A 19,485-nucleotide genomic window follows, 5' to 3' on the forward strand; every position below is an offset into this window, starting at 1 on the left:
ATCAGTAAAGATATACAGTAGAAGTATAGCACAAGAATTAGCCTGTGCTAGTAATTTTGTTTGGTGTAAGGAAGAAACCTAGTTAAATTTATGGAAATAGTGTTATATCACTATAAAAATGCCTGTTATTCATGTTAAAAATGTTAAAATCATGGTAAGATAAATGACAACTTGTTTCTCTTTGATTAAAGATGTAAAGGAAGTGATTAAATGTATAAAATTATTTTATTTGGAGATAGTATTACTGCAGGTTATTACCATCAGGAAGTGACAGATCTATTAACTACACGTATCTCTCAAGCTTTTCCATTAGCAGAAGTAATCAATGCGGGGATCCCTGGAGACACCACAGTAGATGCTTTAGAAAGAATTGACCAACATGTTTTAACATATAAACCTGATTATGTGACAGTCTTTTTTGGGGCGAATGACATGGCAACCCACCATTTAAAGACCTCAGAAGATTACCGAGAGAACTTACAAAAAATAATAGATTTAATAGGAAGAGAAAAAATCATTTTAGTTTCTCCCCCGGCTAATAATCCTTTACTGCATGTATTAGACCGACCAGAACATCGGCTAGAAAAATATGTGGAAGTGGCTAAAGAAGTGGCAGAGCAAAATGATATTCCGTTTGTGTCTTTATTTGCTGAGATGAAAAAACAAGAATCATTACGGCCTTTGTTACAAGAAGATGGTCTACATTTTTCTGAGGAAGGCTATGATTTATTAGCTCTTCTTATGAACCGAGCGTTACGAGAAAAAATAAAGGAAGGAGACGAAGATTAATGGGAGATCATTATTACACAAATCAACCTAGTGCTACTCATCATTTAGAGACTTGGTCTTTTCCGTTAAAGGGAAAAACCTTTTATTTTACAACGGACAATGGTGTTTTTTCAAAAAAAACCGTTGACTTTGGTTCTAGAGTATTGATTGAAGCATTTCAAGATGAAGAACTACCAGAAGGTTCTATTTTAGATGTTGGATGTGGCTATGGTCCGATAGGGTTAAGTTTGGCCAGTCAAACTCAACGTGAAGTTGAAATGGTAGATGTTAACGAACGGGCTTTAGAATTAGCTAAACTTAATGCAGAAGCTAATGATATTCAAAATGTCAAAATTTATTCATCAAATATGTACGATCAAGTAACTAATCAAAACTTTGCGGCAATTGTTAGTAATCCCCCAATTAGAGCGGGAAAACAAGTGGTTCATGAGATTTTAGAAAAAGCCTATGATCATTTAGTTGATAAAGGAAAATTAACCATTGTGATTCAGAAAAAGCAAGGCGCTCCAAGTGCAGCTAAAAAAATGGAAGAAGTTTTTGGTAATGTTGTGACATTGACCAAGGAAAAAGGCTATTATATTTTACAAAGTCAAAAATAAAGTTGACAAATCAAATGAAATACATTAGAATAATTAGATGCAAAAACTGTCTTAGATTACGGAAAATAGGGGATGAAATATTGTCCATTCCTTATTTTTGGAATAAAAAGCAAAAATAGAGATCAGAAAAGACTGAATATCATCTATTTTTGGTTTTTTTTTGCCTTTAAAAGGTATTGTTACATACCGGTAATATAAACTTAATATTTGTAGCAATAATGTAATAAAGATGTGGTTTTGGAAAAAATTCAGAGGGGTGAAGAGCTTGGCTGGACACGTAGTAAAATACGGCAAGCATCGCGAAAGAAGAAGTTTCGCACGTATCAGTGAAGTTTTAGAGTTGCCAAACTTGATTGAAATTCAAACAGATTCTTATCAATGGTTTTTAGATGAAGGATTAAGAGAAATGTTTGAAGATATTTTACCAATCAGAGACTTCAATGACAAGTTATCGTTAGAATTTGTTGGATATGAACTAAAAGAACCTAAGTATACAGTAGAGGAAGCTCGTGCGCATGATGCTAATTATTCTGCGCCAATTTATGTGACACTTCGTTTAGATAACAAAGTAACAGGTGAAATTAAATCTCAAGAAGTATTCTTCGGAGATTTTCCATTAATGACTGAAATGGGAACATTTATTATTAATGGTGCCGAACGTGTTATCGTTTCTCAGTTGGTTCGTTCCCCAGGAGTTTACTTTAACGGAAAAGTTGATAAAAACGGTAAAGAAGGTTTTGGTTCAACTGTTATACCAAACCGTGGTGCTTGGCTAGAAATGGAAACAGATGCCAAAGATATTTCTTATGTGAGAATTGACCGAACACGTAAAATTCCTTTAAGTGTGTTGGTTCGAGCATTAGGTTTTGGATCTGATGATACTATTTTAGAGATTTTTGGTGAAAATGAAAGTCTACGTCTAACTTTAGAAAAAGACATTCATAAAAATGCATCAGATTCTCGTACAGAAGAAGGATTAAAAGATATTTATGAACGTCTACGTCCGGGAGAACCTAAAACAGCGGATAGTTCAAGAAACTTGTTAAATGCTCGTTTCTTCGATCCTAAACGTTATGATTTAGCTGCAGTAGGACGTTATAAAGTTAACAAAAAATTAGACTTAAAAACACGTTTATTAAATCATACCTTAGCAGAAACATTAGTTGATCCTGAAACAGGTGAAATTCTATTTGAACGTGGCACAGTGATTAGTCATGAAGTCATGGATCAATTAGGCGAACATCTAGATAATGGATTAAACAGTGTGACTTACTATCCAACAGAAGATGGTGTAGTAACAGAACCGATGACAGTTCAAGTTGTTAAAGTTCTATCACCAAAAGATCCAGAGCGTGAAGTGAATGTGATTGGCAATGGTCAACCAGCTGCAGACGTTAAAACTATTCGTCCAGCTGATATTATTGCTTCAATGAACTACTTCTTTAACTTAATGGATGGTATCGGAAAAGTAGATGATATTGACCATTTAGGTAATCGTCGAATTCGTTCAGTTGGTGAGTTGTTACAAAATCAATTCCGTATTGGTTTGGCTCGTATGGAACGGGTAGTTCGTGAAAGAATGTCTATTCAAGATACTGAAACACTAACACCTCAACAATTAATTAATATTCGCCCAGTAGTGGCATCAATTAAAGAATTTTTTGGTTCTTCTCAGTTGTCACAATTTATGGACCAAACAAACCCATTAGGTGAGTTAACTCATAAACGTCGTCTATCAGCCTTAGGGCCTGGTGGTTTAACTCGTGATCGTGCTGGTTATGAAGTACGTGACGTACATTACTCTCACTATGGTCGTATGTGTCCGATTGAAACACCAGAAGGTCCAAACATTGGGTTAATTAACAGTTTGTCTAGTTACGCTAAGATTAACCGTTATGGTTTTATCGAAACACCTTATCGTCGTGTTGACCGTAAAACTGGCCGTGTAACAGAACATATTGACTACTTAACTGCCGACGAAGAAGACCATTACATGGTAGCTCAAGCAAACTCTCCGTTAAATGAAGATGGAACCTTTAAAGAAGAGGCAGTTATGGCTCGTCTACAAAGTGAAAACTTGGAAGTTTCTACAGATAAAGTGGACTACATGGACGTATCTCCAAAACAAGTAGTTGCGGTAGCTACATCATGTATTCCTTTCTTAGAAAACGATGACTCTAACCGTGCGTTAATGGGTGCAAACATGCAGCGTCAGGCTGTTCCATTAATTGATCCACATTCTCCGTTTGTAGGAACTGGTATGGAATATAAAGCAGCCCATGACTCAGGTTCTGCTCTTGTATGTAAACATGATGGAGTAGTTGAGTTTGTAGATGCGAAAGAAGTTCGTATTCGTCGTAGTAACGGCACATTAGATAAATATATGGTGACTAAATTCCGTCGTTCTAATGCAGGTATGTGCTACAATCAACGCCCAATTGTTAGATTAGGTGAAAAAGTAGATGCAGGAGACGTTTTAGCAGATGGTCCATCTATGGAAGAAGGAGAACTTGCTTTAGGTCAAAACGTTTTAGTAGCGTTTATGACTTGGGAAGGTTATAACTACGAAGATGCGATTATCATGAGCCGTCGTTTAGTAAAAGATGATGTGTATACTTCTATTCATATTGAAGAGTATGAATCAGAAGCACGTGAAACAAAATTAGGACCAGAAGAAATTACTCGTGAAATCCCTAACGTAGGGGAAGATGCACTTAAAGATCTTGACGAAATGGGTATTATCCGAATTGGTGCTGAAGTTCGCGATGGTGATTTATTAGTTGGTAAAGTGACACCAAAAGGCGTGACTGAGTTATCAGCTGAAGAAAGATTACTTCATGCGATCTTTGGAGAAAAAGCTCGTGAAGTTCGTGACACATCTCTTCGTGTTCCACATGGTGGTGGCGGAATTGTTCACGATGTTAAAATCTTTACTCGTGAAGCCGGTGACGAATTAGCTCCTGGCGTAAACATGTTAGTTCGTGTTTACATTGTCCAAAAACGTAAAATTCATGAAGGAGATAAAATGGCGGGTCGTCATGGTAATAAAGGGGTTGTTTCCCGTATTATGCCAGAAGAAGATATGCCATTCTTACCTGATGGAACACCAGTTGATATCATGTTGAATCCATTAGGGGTACCATCTCGGATGAACATTGGACAAGTGTTGGAACTTCATTTAGGTATGGCTGCTCGTCAATTAGGTATTCGCGTAGCAACACCTGTTTTTGATGGAGCCAATGAAGATGACGTTTGGGAAACTGTTAAAGAAGCTGGTTTAGCTAAAGATGCTAAAACAACTCTTTATGATGGACGTACAGGTGAACCATTTGATAACCGTATTTCAGTAGGTGTCATGTACATGATTAAATTAGCCCACATGGTTGATGATAAACTACATGCCCGCTCAACTGGACCATACTCTCTTGTTACTCAACAACCATTAGGTGGTAAAGCACAATTTGGTGGACAACGTTTTGGGGAAATGGAAGTATGGGCTTTGGAAGCTTATGGTGCTGCTTATACTTTACAAGAAATCTTGACATATAAATCAGATGACGTTGTTGGTCGTGTGAAAACATATGAAGCGATTGTAAAAGGTGAACCAATTCCAAAACCAGGCGTACCTGAATCATTCCGTGTATTAGTCAAAGAGTTACAAGCTTTAGGTTTAGATATGAAAGTGTTAGATGGTGAAGATCAAGAAATCGAGCTTCGCGATATGGATGATGAAGAAGATGACTTGATTACAGTAGATGCTTTAGCTAAATATGCACAAGAACAAGCAGAAAAAAAAGCTGAGAAAAAAGACTAAAACTGAAAACTATCGAGCTTGTTGGTCAATAAATGAAACGGAGGGAACACCTTTTGATCGATGTAAATAATTTCGAAAGTATGCAAATAGGGTTAGCTTCTCCTGAAAAAATTAGAAGCTGGTCATACGGTGAAGTAAAAAAACCAGAAACAATTAACTACCGAACATTAAAACCAGAACGTGACGGTCTATTCTGTGAAAGAATTTTTGGACCAACTAAAGATTGGGAATGTTCTTGTGGTAAATATAAAAGAATTCGTTACAAAGGGATTGTTTGTGACCGTTGTGGCGTTGAAGTAACACGTTCTAAAGTTCGTCGTGAAAGAATGGGGCATATTGAATTAGCTGCCCCTGTTTCACACATTTGGTATTTCAAAGGAATTCCAAGTCGAATGGGTCTTATTTTAGATATGAGCCCAAGAGCATTAGAAGAAATTATCTATTTTGCTTCTTATGTGGTGACTGAACCAGGAGATACTGCTTTAGAAAAGAAACAGTTATTAACTGAACGGGAATACCGTGAAAAACGTGAACAATATGGTCAAAGTTTCCAAGCAGGTATGGGAGCGGAAGCTGTTAAACGTTTGTTAGATGACGTTGATTTAGAAAAAGAAGTAGTAGAATTAAAAGAAGAATTGAAAACTGCTTCTGGTCAAAAACGAACACGTGCCGTTCGTCGTTTAGATATTTTAGAAGCATTCCGTACATCAGGAAATAAACCAGGTTGGATGATCATGGATGTTGTGCCAGTTATTCCACCAGATTTACGTCCAATGGTTCAATTAGAAGGTGGCCGATTTGCAACAAGTGACTTAAACGACTTATATCGTCGGGTAATTAACCGTAACAACCGGTTAAAACGCTTGTTAGACTTAATGGCACCAAATATTATTGTTCAAAACGAAAAGAGAATGTTACAAGAAGCAGTGGATGCTTTGATTGATAATGGTCGTCGTGGCCGTCCAGTTACTGGACCAGGTAACCGCCCATTGAAATCTCTTTCTCATATGTTGAAAGGAAAACAAGGTCGTTTCCGTCAAAACTTATTAGGAAAACGTGTTGACTATTCAGGTCGTTCAGTTATCGTTGTTGGACCAAACTTAAAAATGTACCAATGTGGATTACCAAAAGAAATGGCTATTGAGTTATTCAAACCATTTGTTATGCGAGAACTAGTTCACCGTGAATTAGCTAGCAATATTAAAAATGCTAAACGTAAAATTGAACGTCAAGAAGACGAAGTGTGGGATGTATTAGCTGATGTGATTCGTGAACATCCAGTTTTACTTAACCGAGCACCGACTCTTCACCGTTTAGGTATCCAAGCTTTCGAACCAGTTTTAGTTGAAGGACGTGCTATTCGTCTTCACCCATTGGTTTGTGAAGCCTACAATGCTGACTTTGACGGTGACCAAATGGCGGTTCACGTACCATTAAATGAAGAAGCTCAAGCAGAAGCTCGTTTGTTAATGCTTGCTGCTCAACATATTTTGAACCCTAAAGATGGTAAACCAGTTGTAACTCCTTCTCAGGATATGGTTTTAGGTAACTACTACTTAACTATGGAAGAAGAAAATCGTGAAGGTGAAGGAATGATTTTCCGTGACCGTAATGAAGCAATTATGGCGTGGAAAAATGGCTATGTTCACTTGCATACACGGATTGGTCTACAAACCACTTCTATGCCTGACAAACCATTTACAGATTGGCAAAAAGAACGTATTTTAATTACTACAGTTGGGAAATCTATTTTTAATGAAATTATGCCAGCTGAATTCCCATACTTGAATGAGCCAACTGATTATAACTTAACTGTTCAAACACCAGATAAATATTTTGTTGAACCAGGAACAGATATTCCAGCTCATATTAAAGAGCAAGAATTGATTGATCCATTCAAGAAGAAAAATCTTGGAAATATTATTGCAGAAGTCTTCAAACGTTTCAAAATTACTGAAACTTCTATGATGCTTGACCGAATGAAAAACTTAGGATACCGTCACTCTACGTTAGCTGGTATGACTGTAGGGATTGCAGATATCGTTGTTTTACATGAAAAAGAAGGCATTATTGAAGATGCTCATAACCAAGTAGCAACTGTTACAAAACAATTCCGTCGTGGATTAATTACAGATGATGAGCGTTATGAACGAGTTATTGGTATTTGGAATAACGCTAAAGATAAAATTCAGTTAAAACTTATGGAAAGTTTAGATGTGAAAAACCCAATCTTCATGATGAGTGATTCTGGAGCCCGTGGTAACATCTCTAACTTTACTCAGTTAGCAGGTATGCGTGGACTGATGGCTGCGCCAAATGGTCGTATCATGGAACTTCCAATTATTTCTAACTTCCGTGAAGGGTTAACCGTTTTGGAAATGTTTATTTCTACTCACGGTGCTCGTAAAGGTATGACCGATACAGCTCTAAAAACAGCCGACTCAGGTTACTTAACTCGTCGTTTAGTAGACGTAGCACAAGATGTTATTATTCGTGAATCAGATTGTGGTACAGACCGAGGATTAGAAATTGCAGCTATTCGCGAAGGTAATGAAGTTATTGAAACTTTACAAGAACGTTTAGTTGGTCGTTATACTCGTAAAGCTATTCTTCATCCAGAAACAGGTGCAGTGATTGTTCCTGCTGATGAATTAATTACAGAAGAACTTACGAAAGAAATTATGGATGCAGGTGTGGAAACAGTTACGATTCGTTCAGTCTTTACATGTAACACTAAACACGGTGTGTGTAAGAAATGTTACGGACGTAATATGGCGACTGGTACAGAAGTTGAAGTTGGGGAAGCAGTTGGAACAATTGCGGCTCAATCTATCGGTGAACCAGGTACTCAGTTAACTATGCGTACATTCCATACTGGGGGGGTTGCCGGAGATGATATTACTCAAGGTCTTCCTCGTATCCAAGAAATTTTTGAAGCACGTAATCCGAAAGGACAAGCTGTGATTACAGAAGTAACAGGTTATGTAGCTGAAATTACAGAAGATGCTGCAACACGTAGTAAAGAAGTAACCATCAAAGGAACAACAGATACTCGTACTTATCAAATTCCTTATACAGCTCGTATGAAAGTAGCTGAGGGAGATGAAATTCATCGAGGCCAACCAATTACGGAAGGTTCTATTGATCCTAAACAATTGTTACAAATTCGTGATGTGATTTCTGTTGAAAACTACCTATTGCGCGAAGTACAAAAAGTATATCGTATGCAAGGGGTAGAAATCAGTGACAAACATATTGAAGTAATGGTTCGTCAAATGTTACGTAAAGTTCGTGTGATGGATCCAGGTGATACAGATATTTTACCAGGTACTTTAGTAGATATTGCTGATTTTAAAGCACAAAACTATCAAACCTTAATTGCTGGTGGTATTCCTGCAACAGCTCGTCCAGTGTTACTTGGTATTACAAAAGCATCTCTTGAAACAAATAGTTTCTTGTCAGCTGCTTCTTTCCAAGAAACAACTAGAGTCTTAACAGATGCTGCCATTCGTGGTAAAAAAGATCCATTACTTGGGCTTAAAGAAAATGTTATTATCGGTAAGATTATTCCTGCTGGTACTGGTATGCCTAAATACCGTAACATGGAGCCTAAAGAAGTGGGAGTAGCTAGTGAAAATGTTTATAGTATTAGTGACATTGAAGCTAAAATGGCTGCTGAAGATGCTTTATTAAATGGATTAGATCCTAAATAGCATGAATGAAAAGTCTGGCATTTATTTGCCAGACTTTTTTTATGTTCTAGAAAACCATTGCCACAAATAAAAGCTAACACTTAAAAAGGGAATAAAGGGTAAAGGAGCTTGCGTGGTTTTTTTCTTTAAAATAGTACAAATGAGCCAATAACAACCTGCTAACAAAATAGCTCCTAATAAAATTTTTTGAGTAAGAATAACTCCTAATAAACCACTCCAAAAAGCTAGTAATAAAATATCTCCTTCTCCTAATAAAAAATGACAAGTATTTAGTAGAGTATAAAAAGCGTAAATAATGACACTTTTTTCTAGATGAAAAGAGTAGGAGGTAAGGATAAACTGCATCAATAAAATAGATAATACATACATTAGTAACGTACTTTGCTGGATATAGCAGCTCTCTTGGTCTTCCAAACTTAAAATAATATGCCAAAAAATAAAGAATAAATCATAGGGTAATTCATTAGCAGCTCTGTGGAAAACAGCATATAAACTTATCCAAAAAAAACTAAGCATTAACTTGTGGATAAGTGTTTGATAGGGAGTTGTTTGGTAAAAAAAGTTATCCACAGAAAATGAATGGTGGATAAAATAAATAATTAACATGCTGAAATAGATAAAAATGATCATGTTCATACCTCCTTCTATAATAAAATTCGTTTAAAGGCAGGTTTTACATTGAATAACTAACTAATTTATCCGATAATAGAAAAGAGAATGAATAAAAAAGGATGTGGGAAACCATATTGTTTTACACAATATGCCTATATGAAATTTAATAAATTAAGTCTAATAGTGCTTGTCGGTGGGCTGTTTGTTTTATTAACAAGTTGCCGCTCAGCAGCAACACCAGAACAAGCCGGAGTTCTTTATGTGAACCAATTAATTTACGCTGATCAAGATCCTCGTTTTAGTAAGACCTTTAAACAAGGAGATCAAGTTGTTCAATCTTTGGATAAAAAAAGAGATCGGTTGATGAAAGAATTAGTGACTAATCTTAGCCTTGGAGCAGATGTGTCGCAAAAACAAAAAGAAGCTTTAGGGAAAACTTGGTATGATAGTATTCAAAAGAAAACGTCTTATGAAATTGACCAAGTCAAAGTTATTAAGAAAAAAACAGACTATCAAGTTTTTTACCAAGTAAAAGGATTAGATTTTACCCAAGTTTATACTGAAACGATGAATCAATTGATTACAGAAATGCTTAAAGATGAAAAATTAGCACAAGATAATCAACGGTTAAATGCTTTAACCATGAAGCTTTTAACGAAAGAATTAAAACAAGCTCCTGTAAAGAAAGAGTCTCTAAAAGTTTCTCTTCGGTTTAAACGGGTAGGAAAACAGTGGGAAATGGTCGAGATGAGTCAAAATGAAACAGACGTGGCTAATGTGTTATTAGCCTTTATGGTAGGATCAAATAATGTAGAACATTATACAGAAGAAATGAGTTTAGCTGTAAAAAATTCATTAGAGGCTGCCTATCAAAAAGTGAGAGGAAAAGAATTGCAACCAGAGAATCAACTATCTGAGGAAAAGTCAAAAGAATCTAAAAAGAAGGAAAAAAAATCAGATCCTCAAACGAAAGAGGAAGTTGAAACAGTTGAAACTTATGAAAAATAAACAAGCCAAATCCTTGGCTTGTTTATTTTTTAGTTCCTCTCTATACATGGTATACTGAAGAACGTAGGAGGATATTTCTGAAATGAATGATGTAATAAAAAATAAATTAGCCTTGTTACCAGACCAACCTGGTTGTTATTTGATGAAAGATAAACATGGAAGTATTATTTATGTAGGTAAAGCGAAGATTTTAAAAAATAGAGTTCGCTCCTATTTTACAGGTAGCCACGATACTAAGACAGAGAAGTTAGTCAGTGAGATTGCTGATTTTGAATATATTGTGACGGAGTCTAATATTGAGGCGTTGCTGTTAGAAATTAATTTGATTCAGCAAAATGATCCTAAATATAATATCATGTTAAAAGATGATAAAAGCTATCCATTTATTAAAATAACTCATGAAAAGTATCCGAGATTATTGATCACTCGTAAAGTCAAAAAAGACAAAGCTTTATATTTTGGTCCTTATCCAGATGTTAGAGCAGCTAATGAAACTAAAAAGTTATTAGACCGGTTATATCCTTTACGTAAATGCAAAGTGTTACCAAAGGAAGTTTGTCTATACTATCATATGGGTCAATGTTTAGCTCCCTGTGTCTTTAATGTTGAGAGGCAAGTATATGAAGAGATGGTTGAAGAAATTAAACGATTTTTAAAGGGAGAATACGAGCCTATCCAACAAGCACTAGAAGAGGATATGCGACAAGCAGCAGAAGCGTTAGAATTTGAGCGGGCAGCTGAACTAAGAGATCAAGTAGCAGCTATTCAAACAGTTATGACTAAACAACGAATGACTAATACAGATTTTGTGGACCGAGATGTGTTTGGTTATGCAGTAGATAAAGGCTGGATGTGCGTCCAAGTATTTTTTGTTAGACAGGGAAAAATGATTAAAAGAGATGTTTCTATTTTTCCTTTTTATAATGAGGCAGAAGAAGATTTCTTAACCTTTATCGGTCAATTTTATCAAGAAGATCAACATTTTATTCCTAAAGAAGTGTTTATTCCTGACCGAGTGGATTTGACCAGTGTTGAGGCTCTTTTAAATACAAAAGTTTTCCAACCAAAACGTGGAGAGAAAAAAAAGTTAGTAGCTTTAGCAGATAAAAATGCAACGGTATCTTTGCAACAAAAATTTGATTTAATTGAAAGAAAAGAAGAGCGAACTCTGGGAGCAGTTGAAAGATTAGGTAAAGCAATGCAGATTCCTAATCCTGTTCGAATAGAAGCCTTTGATAACTCTAATATTATGGGAACTAGTCCAGTTTCTGCTATGGTTGTTTTTATAGATGGAAAACCGGCTAAAAAAGAATATCGCCGGTATAAAATTAAAACGGTGGTCGGCCCAGATGACTATGCCTCTATGCGAGAAGTTATTTACCGAAGATATTCTAGGGTGTTGACAGAAGATTTACCTTTACCAGATTTAATTTTAATTGATGGGGGAAAAGGACAAGTAGATGCTGCTTTAGATGTTTTGAATAACCAACTGGGTTTAGATGTACCCATTGCAGGATTAGCTAAAAACGATAAACATAAAACTAGTGAATTGTTATTTGGCTCTAATCTAGAGGTAGTCCCTTTAAAACGTAATTCCTCTGAATTTTTTCTATTACAACGGATTCAAGATGAGGTTCACCGATTTGCTATTACCTTTCATCGGCAAGTGCGTAGTAAGAATACCTTTGCTTCTTCTTTAGATGATATTTCAGGTTTAGGACCTAAAAGAAAGCAACAATTATTTAAAACGTTTAAATCTGTTAAAAAAATTCGAGAAGCTAGTGTGGATGAGTTAATTCAGCAAAGTGGCTTGCCAAAATCAGTCGCCCAAAATGTTTATGATCATTTTCATCAAGAGTAACGTTGGTACCAAATTCTGAATAATTTATTAAGACGGTAGAAAAAAGTAAAGTTTAATGGTACAATTTTTTTAACTTATCGAGACAGCACCGAATGAGTAGCTGACATACCTTGATTTAAATTGTTATTCTAATAAGTATCTAGTTGTTATCATTCTAGATGAAAGAATACAGGTAAGAAAAATAGAAAGCTGGAAGTGTACTTATGGGAAGAATTGTTATTGAGTTAATTTGTAGTGTCCTTATGTTAGTTTCGATTGGTGGCTATTTTAAGTTATTAGCTAAATATCGTAACCAGGCAGAAGGATTTAAAATTTTAGCCAATGCTAGTCAAGTGACCTTTAGTGCTTTTATTATTGGTTTTGCTTTGATTATGATTTGGATTAATGTTTTAGGTTTAACACGAGGGAAATTTATTTTAAGTATGATGTATCATGCTACTTTTGTCAGTGTAGTTAATGTGTTAAGTATCTTATATTACAGTAAAACACTAGACTCTAAAAAATAGTGCCAATTGAATAAATAAAGGATAATCAGTCCAAACAACATCTTTCATAACAAAAAGATGTTGTTTTTTTTGTCTAGTAAATAGGTAAAAAGTTTTTAAAATCACTATAATATAGTATTCTTAACATAGCTAAGGAGGAGAAGTTATGAGAGAGAAACGACCAATTATTATTGATACTGACCCTGGAATAGATGATGCTGTGGCATTAGCTTTTGCTTTGTTTTCTGAGGAGCTAGAGGTTAAATTGATTACAACTGTGGCAGGTAATGTATCTTGTCCACAAGTAACAGAAAACACATTAAAATTATTAACTTTTTTTGATAAAGAGGTTCTGGTTGCCAAAGGAGCTAATCAGCCACTTGTGCAGCCGCAAATAGATGCTAGTGAGATTCACGGGGATAGTGGGTTAGCGGGCTTTGAATGGAAAGAGTATAACCGTCAATTATTGACAGAAGTGCCAGCTGCTATAGCTATTCATCAAGCTATTCAACAGTCAAGTGAGCCAGTCACTTTACTAGCTTTAGCTCCTCTAACCAACATTGCTTTGTGGTTACGTTTATTTGAAGAAGATAAAGAAAAAATAGCAGAGTTAGTCATTATGGGAGGCGCAACAGGAAGAGGAAACTCTGGTAATTTTTCTGAGTTTAACTTTCATGCAGATCCAGAAGCAGCTGAGATAGTGTTAAATAGCCAACTCCCTATTACATTACTACCTTTAGAAATCGGAAATAAAGCTCGGTTAACTTCTGAAACGATTAAACAAGTTAAAAAGGCAGGAAAAACAGGTAAAATGTTATCCCAATTGTTTGAACATTACCGAGGAGGAGATATTGTCACTGGTTTATCTATGTATGATAGTACTACTTTGGTTTATTTATTAGCACCACATCTAGTGGAAACCACCCCTTGTCAAATGGCTATTGAGCTAGCTGGTCAAGTGACACGCGGGGCTTCCAGTGTAACGTTTATTGAAGAATCTTCCTGTCAATTAGTAACTGATATTCAAGTTGAAGAGTTTCAGCAATGGTTTTTACAACAAGTAAGTCAGTGTGGTTAAGGAAATGTTCATGTTTTTTTCTTGCGTATCTGTACAAAAAATGATAATCTTTATTAGGTTTCAAATCGTAAACTTTACGTTTTGTTAAAGGAGGGGAATCGATGCATTATGTACAAGTTGAAAATTTAACATTTTATTACGGAGAAGAGCCGGTATTAGAGGACATCTCCTATCATATTGATCCAGGTGAGTTTGTAATTTTAACTGGTGAAAACGGAGCAGCTAAGTCAACTCTAATTAGAAATACATTAGGCTTGTTGAAGCCGGCAGCAGGTAAGATTACCTTATCAAAAGTCAATCAGGAAAATGAGCCTTTAAGTGTGGGGTATATTCCTCAACAGATTGCTTCGTTTAATGCAGGCTTTCCAAGTACTGTACTGGAATTAGTTCAGTCTGGACGATTTTCTAGAGGCAAGTGGTTCAAACCTTTAGATAAACGAGACCATCAACATGTTGAACGGGCCTTAAAATCTGTGGATATGTGGAATATGCGACATAAGCGAGTAGGAGAACTTTCAGGAGGTCAAAAGCAACGTATTTGTTTAGCTCGTGTTTTTGCCACAGATCCTGATTTATTTATTTTTGATGAGCCTACTACTGGGATGGATGAAAAATCACGCACTCAATTTTATGAATTATTGCAACATAATGCTCATGATCACGGCAAAGCTATTTTAATGGTGACCCATGAGCATGAAGAAGTAAAACAATATGCAGATCGTCATATTCATTTAGTGCGAAAGGAGGATTCTGAATGGAGATGTTTTCATTTGAGTTCATGAGAAAAGCTTGGTTAGCTGCTGGTTTTATGGCTGTTATTGCACCGATGTTAGGTGTTTTCTTAGTGGTTAGACGTCAGTCTTTATTAGCAGATACCTTGTCTCATGTTTCTTTAGCAGGAATTGCGTTAGGTTTTTTTCTTAATCAAAATCCAACCATGACCACTTTATTAGTAGTTATTATTTCTGCTGTTGTTTTAGAATATTTAAGAACGATGTATCAAAGCTATTCAGAAGTATCTACTGCTATTCTCATGTCTGGTGGCTTAGCTGTGGCACTGTTACTCATGAGTTTGACCAAAGATAATGCTCCTATGAAAATTAATCAGTATTTATTTGGCTCTATCATAACGATTAGTCAATCACAAGTTAAAGTATTAGGTGTATTATTTGTTATTATTATTTTGCTATTTCTGTTGTTTAAACGCCCGATGTATGTGTTAACCTTTGATGAAGATACTGCTCATGTAGATGGACTGCCCGTTCATAGAATGTCACTTTTGTTTAATATTATAACCGGAGTAGCAATTACGCTGATGATTCCTATTGCAGGAGCTTTATTAGTATCTGCTATCATGATTTTACCGGCTACTATTGCGATGAACTTAGGGAAAAGTTTCAATCGAGTGATTTTTTCGAGTATTGTGATTGGTTTAATTGGCATGCTATCTGGACTAGTATTTTCTTACCAATTAAATACCCCGCCTGGAGCAACTATTACTTTAGTATTTATTGCCATATTAGCTTTAGTTTCATTGGGACAAAAAATTCGTCATAAGTAAAAGGAGAAGATTAAAAGACTTCTCCTTTATTTTTTTATTATAATTACGAACGTTTTCTGTTAAAATTCATTTAGTACTATGATTTTGTTCAGTTTAATCATATAATTGAATGGAAAGTCACAGCAAGTAGGAGGAAAATCATGAAGGTTAGAAGAAGTGAACGACTAATCGATATGACGCAATATTTATTAGAACATCCACGAACATTAATATCACTGACTTTTTTTGTGAAAAGATACGGAGCAGCCAAGTCTTCAATTAGTGAAGATTTAGGGATTGTGAAAAAAACTTTTCATGAAAGAGGGACTGGGATTTTAGAAACTATTGCAGGAGCAGCTGGGGGAGTGCAGTTTATCCCTTCTATATCAGAAGAAGAAGCTCATGCAACTATTTTGTCACTATGCGACAGATTATCAGAAAGTGACCGCTTATTACCAGGAGGCTATGTTTATCTGTCTGATTTATTAGGAGAACCTAGTTTACTTAGAAAAATTGGTCAAATTATTGCAGCCAAATATAAAGATCAAGAAATCGATGCTGTTATGACAGTGGCAACTAAAGGGGTGCCTATTGCTCAGGCTGTTTCTTATCATTTGAATGTGCCTTTTGTTATTGTTCGTCGGGACTCTAAAATTACTGAAGGATCAACAGTGAGTGTTAATTATGTTTCTGGTTCTTCTCAACGAATTGAAAAAATGGAATTATCTAAAAGAAGTTTAAAACGTGGTTCACGTGTTTTAGTAGTAGATGATTTTATGAAAGGTGGCGGAACAGTGAATGGGATGACTGGTTTGATTGAAGAATTTGAAGCAGAACTAGTTGGCATTACTGTTTTTGCTGAGTCAAGTTTTAGTGGGCGACGTGTGGTAGATGATTATCAATCATTATTGTGTGTAGAAGAAGTAGATACTCATACTAAGACAATTAAAGTCGTACCAGGAACTTATTTTGATAAGTAAAGGGTTATTTATTAATGTGGAGGTAACAAGATGAAAAAACGTTATGCGGTTATTTTAGCAGCTGGCCAAGGCTCACGCATGAAATCAAAGAAATATAAAGTATTACATGAAATTTTAGGTAAATCAATGGTTGAACATGTGTTAACCCATGTAGAAAAATTAAATCCAGAAGTCATTGTAACAGTAGTTGGCTGTGGAGCTGAGCAAGTTAAAGAAAAATTAGGCAACCGAACAGATTATGCCTTACAAGAAGAACAACTAGGGACAGGCCATGCTGTTTTGACAGCTGAACCATTTTTAGGGGATAAAGAAGGGACTACTTTAGTTATTTGTGGGGATACTCCTTTGATTACAGGAGAAACAATTGATGCGTTATTTAAAGAACATGAAACAAGTGGGGCTAAAGCAACTATTTTAACAGCCCATGCCGATAATCCTTATGCCTATGGTCGTATTATTCGCAATGAAAAAGGTCATGTTGCTAAAATTGTCGAAGAACGAGATGCAACGGAATCAGAAAGACTGGTACAAGAAATTAATACAGGTACTTTTTGTTTCGATAATCAAGCCCTATTTAAAGCGTTAAATCAAGTGGGCAATGACAATGACCAAGGTGAGTATTACTTACCAGACGTAATTGGCATCTTAAAAGAAGCAGGAGAAATTATTTCTGCCTACCAAATGGCTGATATTCAAGAGTCAATTGGAGTTAATGACCGAGTGGCTTTAGCTAAAGCCACCCAAACTATGGTTCAACGTGTTAACGAAAAGCATATGAGACAAGGGGTTACATTGATTGATCCGAGTCATACCTATATTGATAGTGAGGTTGTAATTGGTCCTGATACAATTATTGAGCCAGGAGTGTTTATAAAAGGCAACACAGTGATTGGGAGAGATTGTTTAATTGGAAGTAACAGTGTGATTGTAGATAGTGACTTATCTGACTCTGTTCAGGTAACTTCTTCTACGATTGAGTCTAGTGTCATCCACTCTGGAGCAGATGTAGGCCCTTATGCTCATTTACGTCCTCAAACTGAGTTAATGGAAGATGTTCATATTGGTAATTTTGTTGAAATAAAGAAATCTAAAATTGGTAAAGGTACTAAAGTAGGGCATTTGACTTATGTGGGAGATGCGACTTTAGGGGAAGAAATCAATGTAGGATGTGGGACTATTTTTGTTAATTACGATGGTAAAAACAAGTTCCATTCAACAGTGGGAGATCGTGCGTTTATTGGCTGTAACGCTAATATTATTTCCCCTGTTCATATTGGGAAAAACGCCTTTATAGCAGCAGGTTCTACTGTAACAAAAGATGTACCTGAAAACGCTATGGCTATTGCTAGAAATCGTCAAGAAAATAAATTAGATTATGCAAAAAAATTACCTTATTCAGAAGACATCTAGAATACCCCTTGATTTTTCACGGAAAAATGACTACTATTTATAAGGAAGTAAAAAAATATTCTCACCAAAAAGAAAGCGGAGGTCCTCATGTCCAATCATTACTTTGATCCAAGATTGAAAATCTTTTCACTAAATTCAAATCGTCCATTAGCTGAAAAAATTGCAGCAGCTGTCGGTGTTGAATTAGGTAAATGTTCAGTGAAACAATTTAGCGATGGCGAAATCCAAATCAACATTGAAGAAAGTATTCGTGGTGATCATGTTTACTTAATTCAATCAACTAGTTCACCAGTTAACGACAACTTAATGGAGTTGTTAATTATGATGGATGCTTTACGTCGTGCAAGTGCCAAAACAATTAATGTGGTACTTCCTTACTACGGTTATGCTCGTCAAGACCGTAAAGCTCGTTCTCGTGAACCAATTACAGCGAAATTGGTAGCTAATATGATTACAGCTGCAGGAGCAGATCGTGTGTTAACGCTTGACTTACATGCATCTCAAATTCAAGGTTTCTTTGATATTCCTGTTGACCATTTAATGGCAGCTCCTTTATTAGCAGATTACTTTATGGAACATAACTACGTTGGAGACGATACAGTGATTGTCTCACCTGATCATGGTGGTGTTACACGTGCTCGTAAATTGGCAGAATTTTTAGGTTCTCCAATTGCTATTATTGATAAACGTCGTCCAAAAGCAAATGTTGCAGAAGTGATGAACATTATTGGTAATGTAGAAGGCAAAAAATGTATCATGATCGATGACATGATTGACACAGCTGGGACAATTACTCTAGCTGCTTCAGCTTTAACTGAAGCTGGCGCTACAGAAGTTGTAGCTTGTTGTACACATCCGGTTTTATCAGGTCCTGCTTTGACAAGATTAGAAGAATCATCTATCAAGCAAGTAATCGTTACAGATTCTATTAACTTACCAGATGATCGTAAGATTGATAAAATTGTTGAAGTAAGTGTGGGCGAATTAATTGGTGATGCAATTAAAAGAATTCATGAAAATAAACCAGTTAGTCCTTTGTTTGAAACTAAAAAAATGTAAGAAAAAACCTTTAAGAGAATATTCTCTTAAAGGTTTTTTTCATCAGATGGTTGAGTAGCAGTTGGTGTTTCTTCTGTTTTAGCTACTTGATTTTGCACAGCTAGTAGATCTCTAATTTCTTTTAAATATTCTTGAGTTGGATCAACTTCTGGTACAACCTCTTCTTCTTCTTTTTCTAACATATTTCTAGCAGTGTTAGCTGCTTTGACGATTAAAAAGACAACAATGGCGGTAATTAAAAAGGTAATAATAGCTGAAATAATAGCATCAAAGTCGAAAACCACTCCTTTAAATGCCACAGATAAACCTTTAATTTCCCCGTCTTTGTTACCAGTTAGTAATTTAATAGGTAACGCTACTAAAGGTGTAATTAAACCTTTAACAATAGAATCTACAATGGCGGTAAAAGCACCTCCGATAACAACCCCGACTGCTAAATCTAATACACTGCCTCGCATAATAAACTCTTTAAATTCTTTTAACATCTCGTCACTTCCTTTCCTTATTTATTGTCTTACTTAATATTATAGCTAAAAT

General features: G+C 35.7%; 15 protein-coding genes. 13 read left to right on the forward strand and 2 right to left on the reverse strand.

Going from position 1 to position 19,485, the window contains the following annotated elements; translation table 11 throughout:
* Positions 1 to 210: 210 nt before the first annotated feature.
* From C7P63_RS05460 to rpoC, 4 genes are all read left to right on the forward strand, one after another.
* The gene (locus C7P63_RS05460; RefSeq protein WP_125943156.1) at positions 211 to 789 is read left to right on the forward strand and encodes a DUF459 domain-containing protein; all 579 of its coding nucleotides are present in this window, start codon (positions 211 to 213) and stop codon (positions 787 to 789) included.
* Positions 789 to 1,388: a class I SAM-dependent methyltransferase gene (locus C7P63_RS05465; RefSeq protein WP_125943157.1), complete on the forward strand. Its 600-nt coding sequence runs from the start codon at positions 789 to 791 to the stop codon at positions 1,386 to 1,388. The genes C7P63_RS05460 and C7P63_RS05465 overlap by 1 nt, the downstream gene beginning before the upstream one ends.
* Before the next feature lie 265 nt (positions 1,389 to 1,653).
* Positions 1,654 to 5,202, forward strand: a complete 3,549-nt coding sequence (gene rpoB, locus C7P63_RS05470) for a DNA-directed RNA polymerase subunit beta (protein WP_165863784.1) — start codon at positions 1,654 to 1,656, stop codon at positions 5,200 to 5,202.
* A 53-nt stretch (positions 5,203 to 5,255) separates the two neighbouring features.
* Positions 5,256 to 8,915: a DNA-directed RNA polymerase subunit beta' gene (rpoC, locus tag C7P63_RS05475; RefSeq protein WP_125943159.1), complete on the forward strand. Its 3,660-nt coding sequence runs from the start codon at positions 5,256 to 5,258 to the stop codon at positions 8,913 to 8,915.
* 39 nt (positions 8,916 to 8,954) lie between these two features.
* Here the strand turns inward: rpoC and C7P63_RS05480 are convergent, their stop codons facing one another.
* Positions 8,955 to 9,545: an A24 family peptidase gene (locus tag C7P63_RS05480; protein WP_125943160.1), complete on the reverse strand. Its 591-nt coding sequence runs from the start codon at positions 9,543 to 9,545 to the stop codon at positions 8,955 to 8,957.
* Between the two features lie 87 nt (positions 9,546 to 9,632).
* Here C7P63_RS05480 and C7P63_RS05485 point away from each other — a divergent pair, with 87 nt between their 5' ends.
* From C7P63_RS05485 to C7P63_RS05525, 9 genes are all read left to right on the forward strand, one after another.
* Positions 9,633 to 10,535 carry a hypothetical protein gene (locus C7P63_RS05485; protein ID WP_125943161.1) on the forward strand — a complete coding sequence of 301 codons (903 nt, stop codon included), beginning with the start codon at positions 9,633 to 9,635 and terminating at the stop codon, positions 10,533 to 10,535.
* Positions 10,536 to 10,617: 82 nt separating this feature from the next.
* Positions 10,618 to 12,396, forward strand: coding sequence for an excinuclease ABC subunit UvrC (gene uvrC / locus C7P63_RS05490; RefSeq protein WP_125943162.1), 1,779 nt, complete (start codon positions 10,618 to 10,620; stop codon positions 12,394 to 12,396).
* Between the two features lie 203 nt (positions 12,397 to 12,599).
* Positions 12,600 to 12,902 (forward strand): hypothetical protein, encoded by a 303-nt coding sequence (locus C7P63_RS05495; protein ID WP_125943163.1) that lies wholly within the window; start codon positions 12,600 to 12,602, stop codon positions 12,900 to 12,902.
* Between the two features lie 145 nt (positions 12,903 to 13,047).
* Entirely contained in the window at positions 13,048 to 13,959 is a 912-nt protein-coding gene (locus C7P63_RS05500) for a nucleoside hydrolase (RefSeq protein WP_125943164.1), read from the forward strand.
* Positions 13,960 to 14,060: 101 nt separating this feature from the next.
* Positions 14,061 to 14,741: a metal ABC transporter ATP-binding protein gene (locus C7P63_RS05505; RefSeq protein ID WP_125943165.1), complete on the forward strand. Its 681-nt coding sequence runs from the start codon at positions 14,061 to 14,063 to the stop codon at positions 14,739 to 14,741.
* The gene (locus C7P63_RS05510) at positions 14,714 to 15,520 is read left to right on the forward strand and encodes a metal ABC transporter permease (protein WP_125943166.1); all 807 of its coding nucleotides are present in this window, start codon (positions 14,714 to 14,716) and stop codon (positions 15,518 to 15,520) included. Before C7P63_RS05505 ends, C7P63_RS05510 begins: the two co-directional genes overlap by 28 nt.
* A gap of 140 nt (positions 15,521 to 15,660) precedes the next feature.
* Entirely contained in the window at positions 15,661 to 16,479 is an 819-nt protein-coding gene (purR, locus tag C7P63_RS05515) for a pur operon repressor (protein ID WP_125943167.1), read from the forward strand.
* A 30-nt stretch (positions 16,480 to 16,509) separates the two neighbouring features.
* A complete protein-coding gene (gene glmU / locus C7P63_RS05520; protein ID WP_125943168.1) occupies positions 16,510 to 17,889 on the forward strand; it encodes a bifunctional UDP-N-acetylglucosamine diphosphorylase/glucosamine-1-phosphate N-acetyltransferase GlmU in 1,380 nt (459 codons plus the stop codon).
* A gap of 87 nt (positions 17,890 to 17,976) precedes the next feature.
* Complete coding sequence (locus C7P63_RS05525) at positions 17,977 to 18,948, forward strand: ribose-phosphate diphosphokinase (RefSeq protein ID WP_125943169.1); 972 nt, start codon at positions 17,977 to 17,979, stop codon at positions 18,946 to 18,948.
* A gap of 26 nt (positions 18,949 to 18,974) precedes the next feature.
* On the opposite strand, the gene mscL is transcribed toward C7P63_RS05525, so the two are convergent.
* Positions 18,975 to 19,433, reverse strand: a complete 459-nt coding sequence (gene mscL / locus C7P63_RS05530) for a large conductance mechanosensitive channel protein MscL (protein ID WP_125943170.1) — start codon at positions 19,431 to 19,433, stop codon at positions 18,975 to 18,977.
* Positions 19,434 to 19,485 lie beyond the last annotated feature (52 nt).

The organism is Vagococcus humatus, from assembly GCF_003950325.1.
Classification (GTDB): domain Bacteria; phylum Bacillota; class Bacilli; order Lactobacillales; family Vagococcaceae; genus Vagococcus_C; species Vagococcus_C humatus.

Coding starts and splice junctions, on each gene's coding strand:
- C7P63_RS05460 (WP_125943156.1), top strand. CDS start 211: ATGTATAAAATTATTTTATTTGGAGATAGTATTACTGCAGGTTATTAC.
- C7P63_RS05465 (WP_125943157.1), top strand. CDS start 789: ATGGGAGATCATTATTACACAAATCAACCTAGTGCTACTCATCATTTA.
- C7P63_RS05480 (WP_125943160.1), bottom strand. CDS start 9,545: ATGATCATTTTTATCTATTTCAGCATGTTAATTATTTATTTTATCCAC.
- C7P63_RS05485 (WP_125943161.1), top strand. CDS start 9,633: ATGAATAAAAAAGGATGTGGGAAACCATATTGTTTTACACAATATGCC.
- uvrC (WP_125943162.1), top strand. CDS start 10,618: ATGAATGATGTAATAAAAAATAAATTAGCCTTGTTACCAGACCAACCT.
- C7P63_RS05495 (WP_125943163.1), top strand. CDS start 12,600: ATGGGAAGAATTGTTATTGAGTTAATTTGTAGTGTCCTTATGTTAGTT.
- C7P63_RS05500 (WP_125943164.1), top strand. CDS start 13,048: ATGAGAGAGAAACGACCAATTATTATTGATACTGACCCTGGAATAGAT.
- C7P63_RS05505 (WP_125943165.1), top strand. CDS start 14,061: ATGCATTATGTACAAGTTGAAAATTTAACATTTTATTACGGAGAAGAG.
- C7P63_RS05510 (WP_125943166.1), top strand. CDS start 14,714: ATGGAGATGTTTTCATTTGAGTTCATGAGAAAAGCTTGGTTAGCTGCT.
- purR (WP_125943167.1), top strand. CDS start 15,661: ATGAAGGTTAGAAGAAGTGAACGACTAATCGATATGACGCAATATTTA.
- glmU (WP_125943168.1), top strand. CDS start 16,510: ATGAAAAAACGTTATGCGGTTATTTTAGCAGCTGGCCAAGGCTCACGC.
- C7P63_RS05525 (WP_125943169.1), top strand. CDS start 17,977: ATGTCCAATCATTACTTTGATCCAAGATTGAAAATCTTTTCACTAAAT.
- mscL (WP_125943170.1), bottom strand. CDS start 19,433: ATGTTAAAAGAATTTAAAGAGTTTATTATGCGAGGCAGTGTATTAGAT.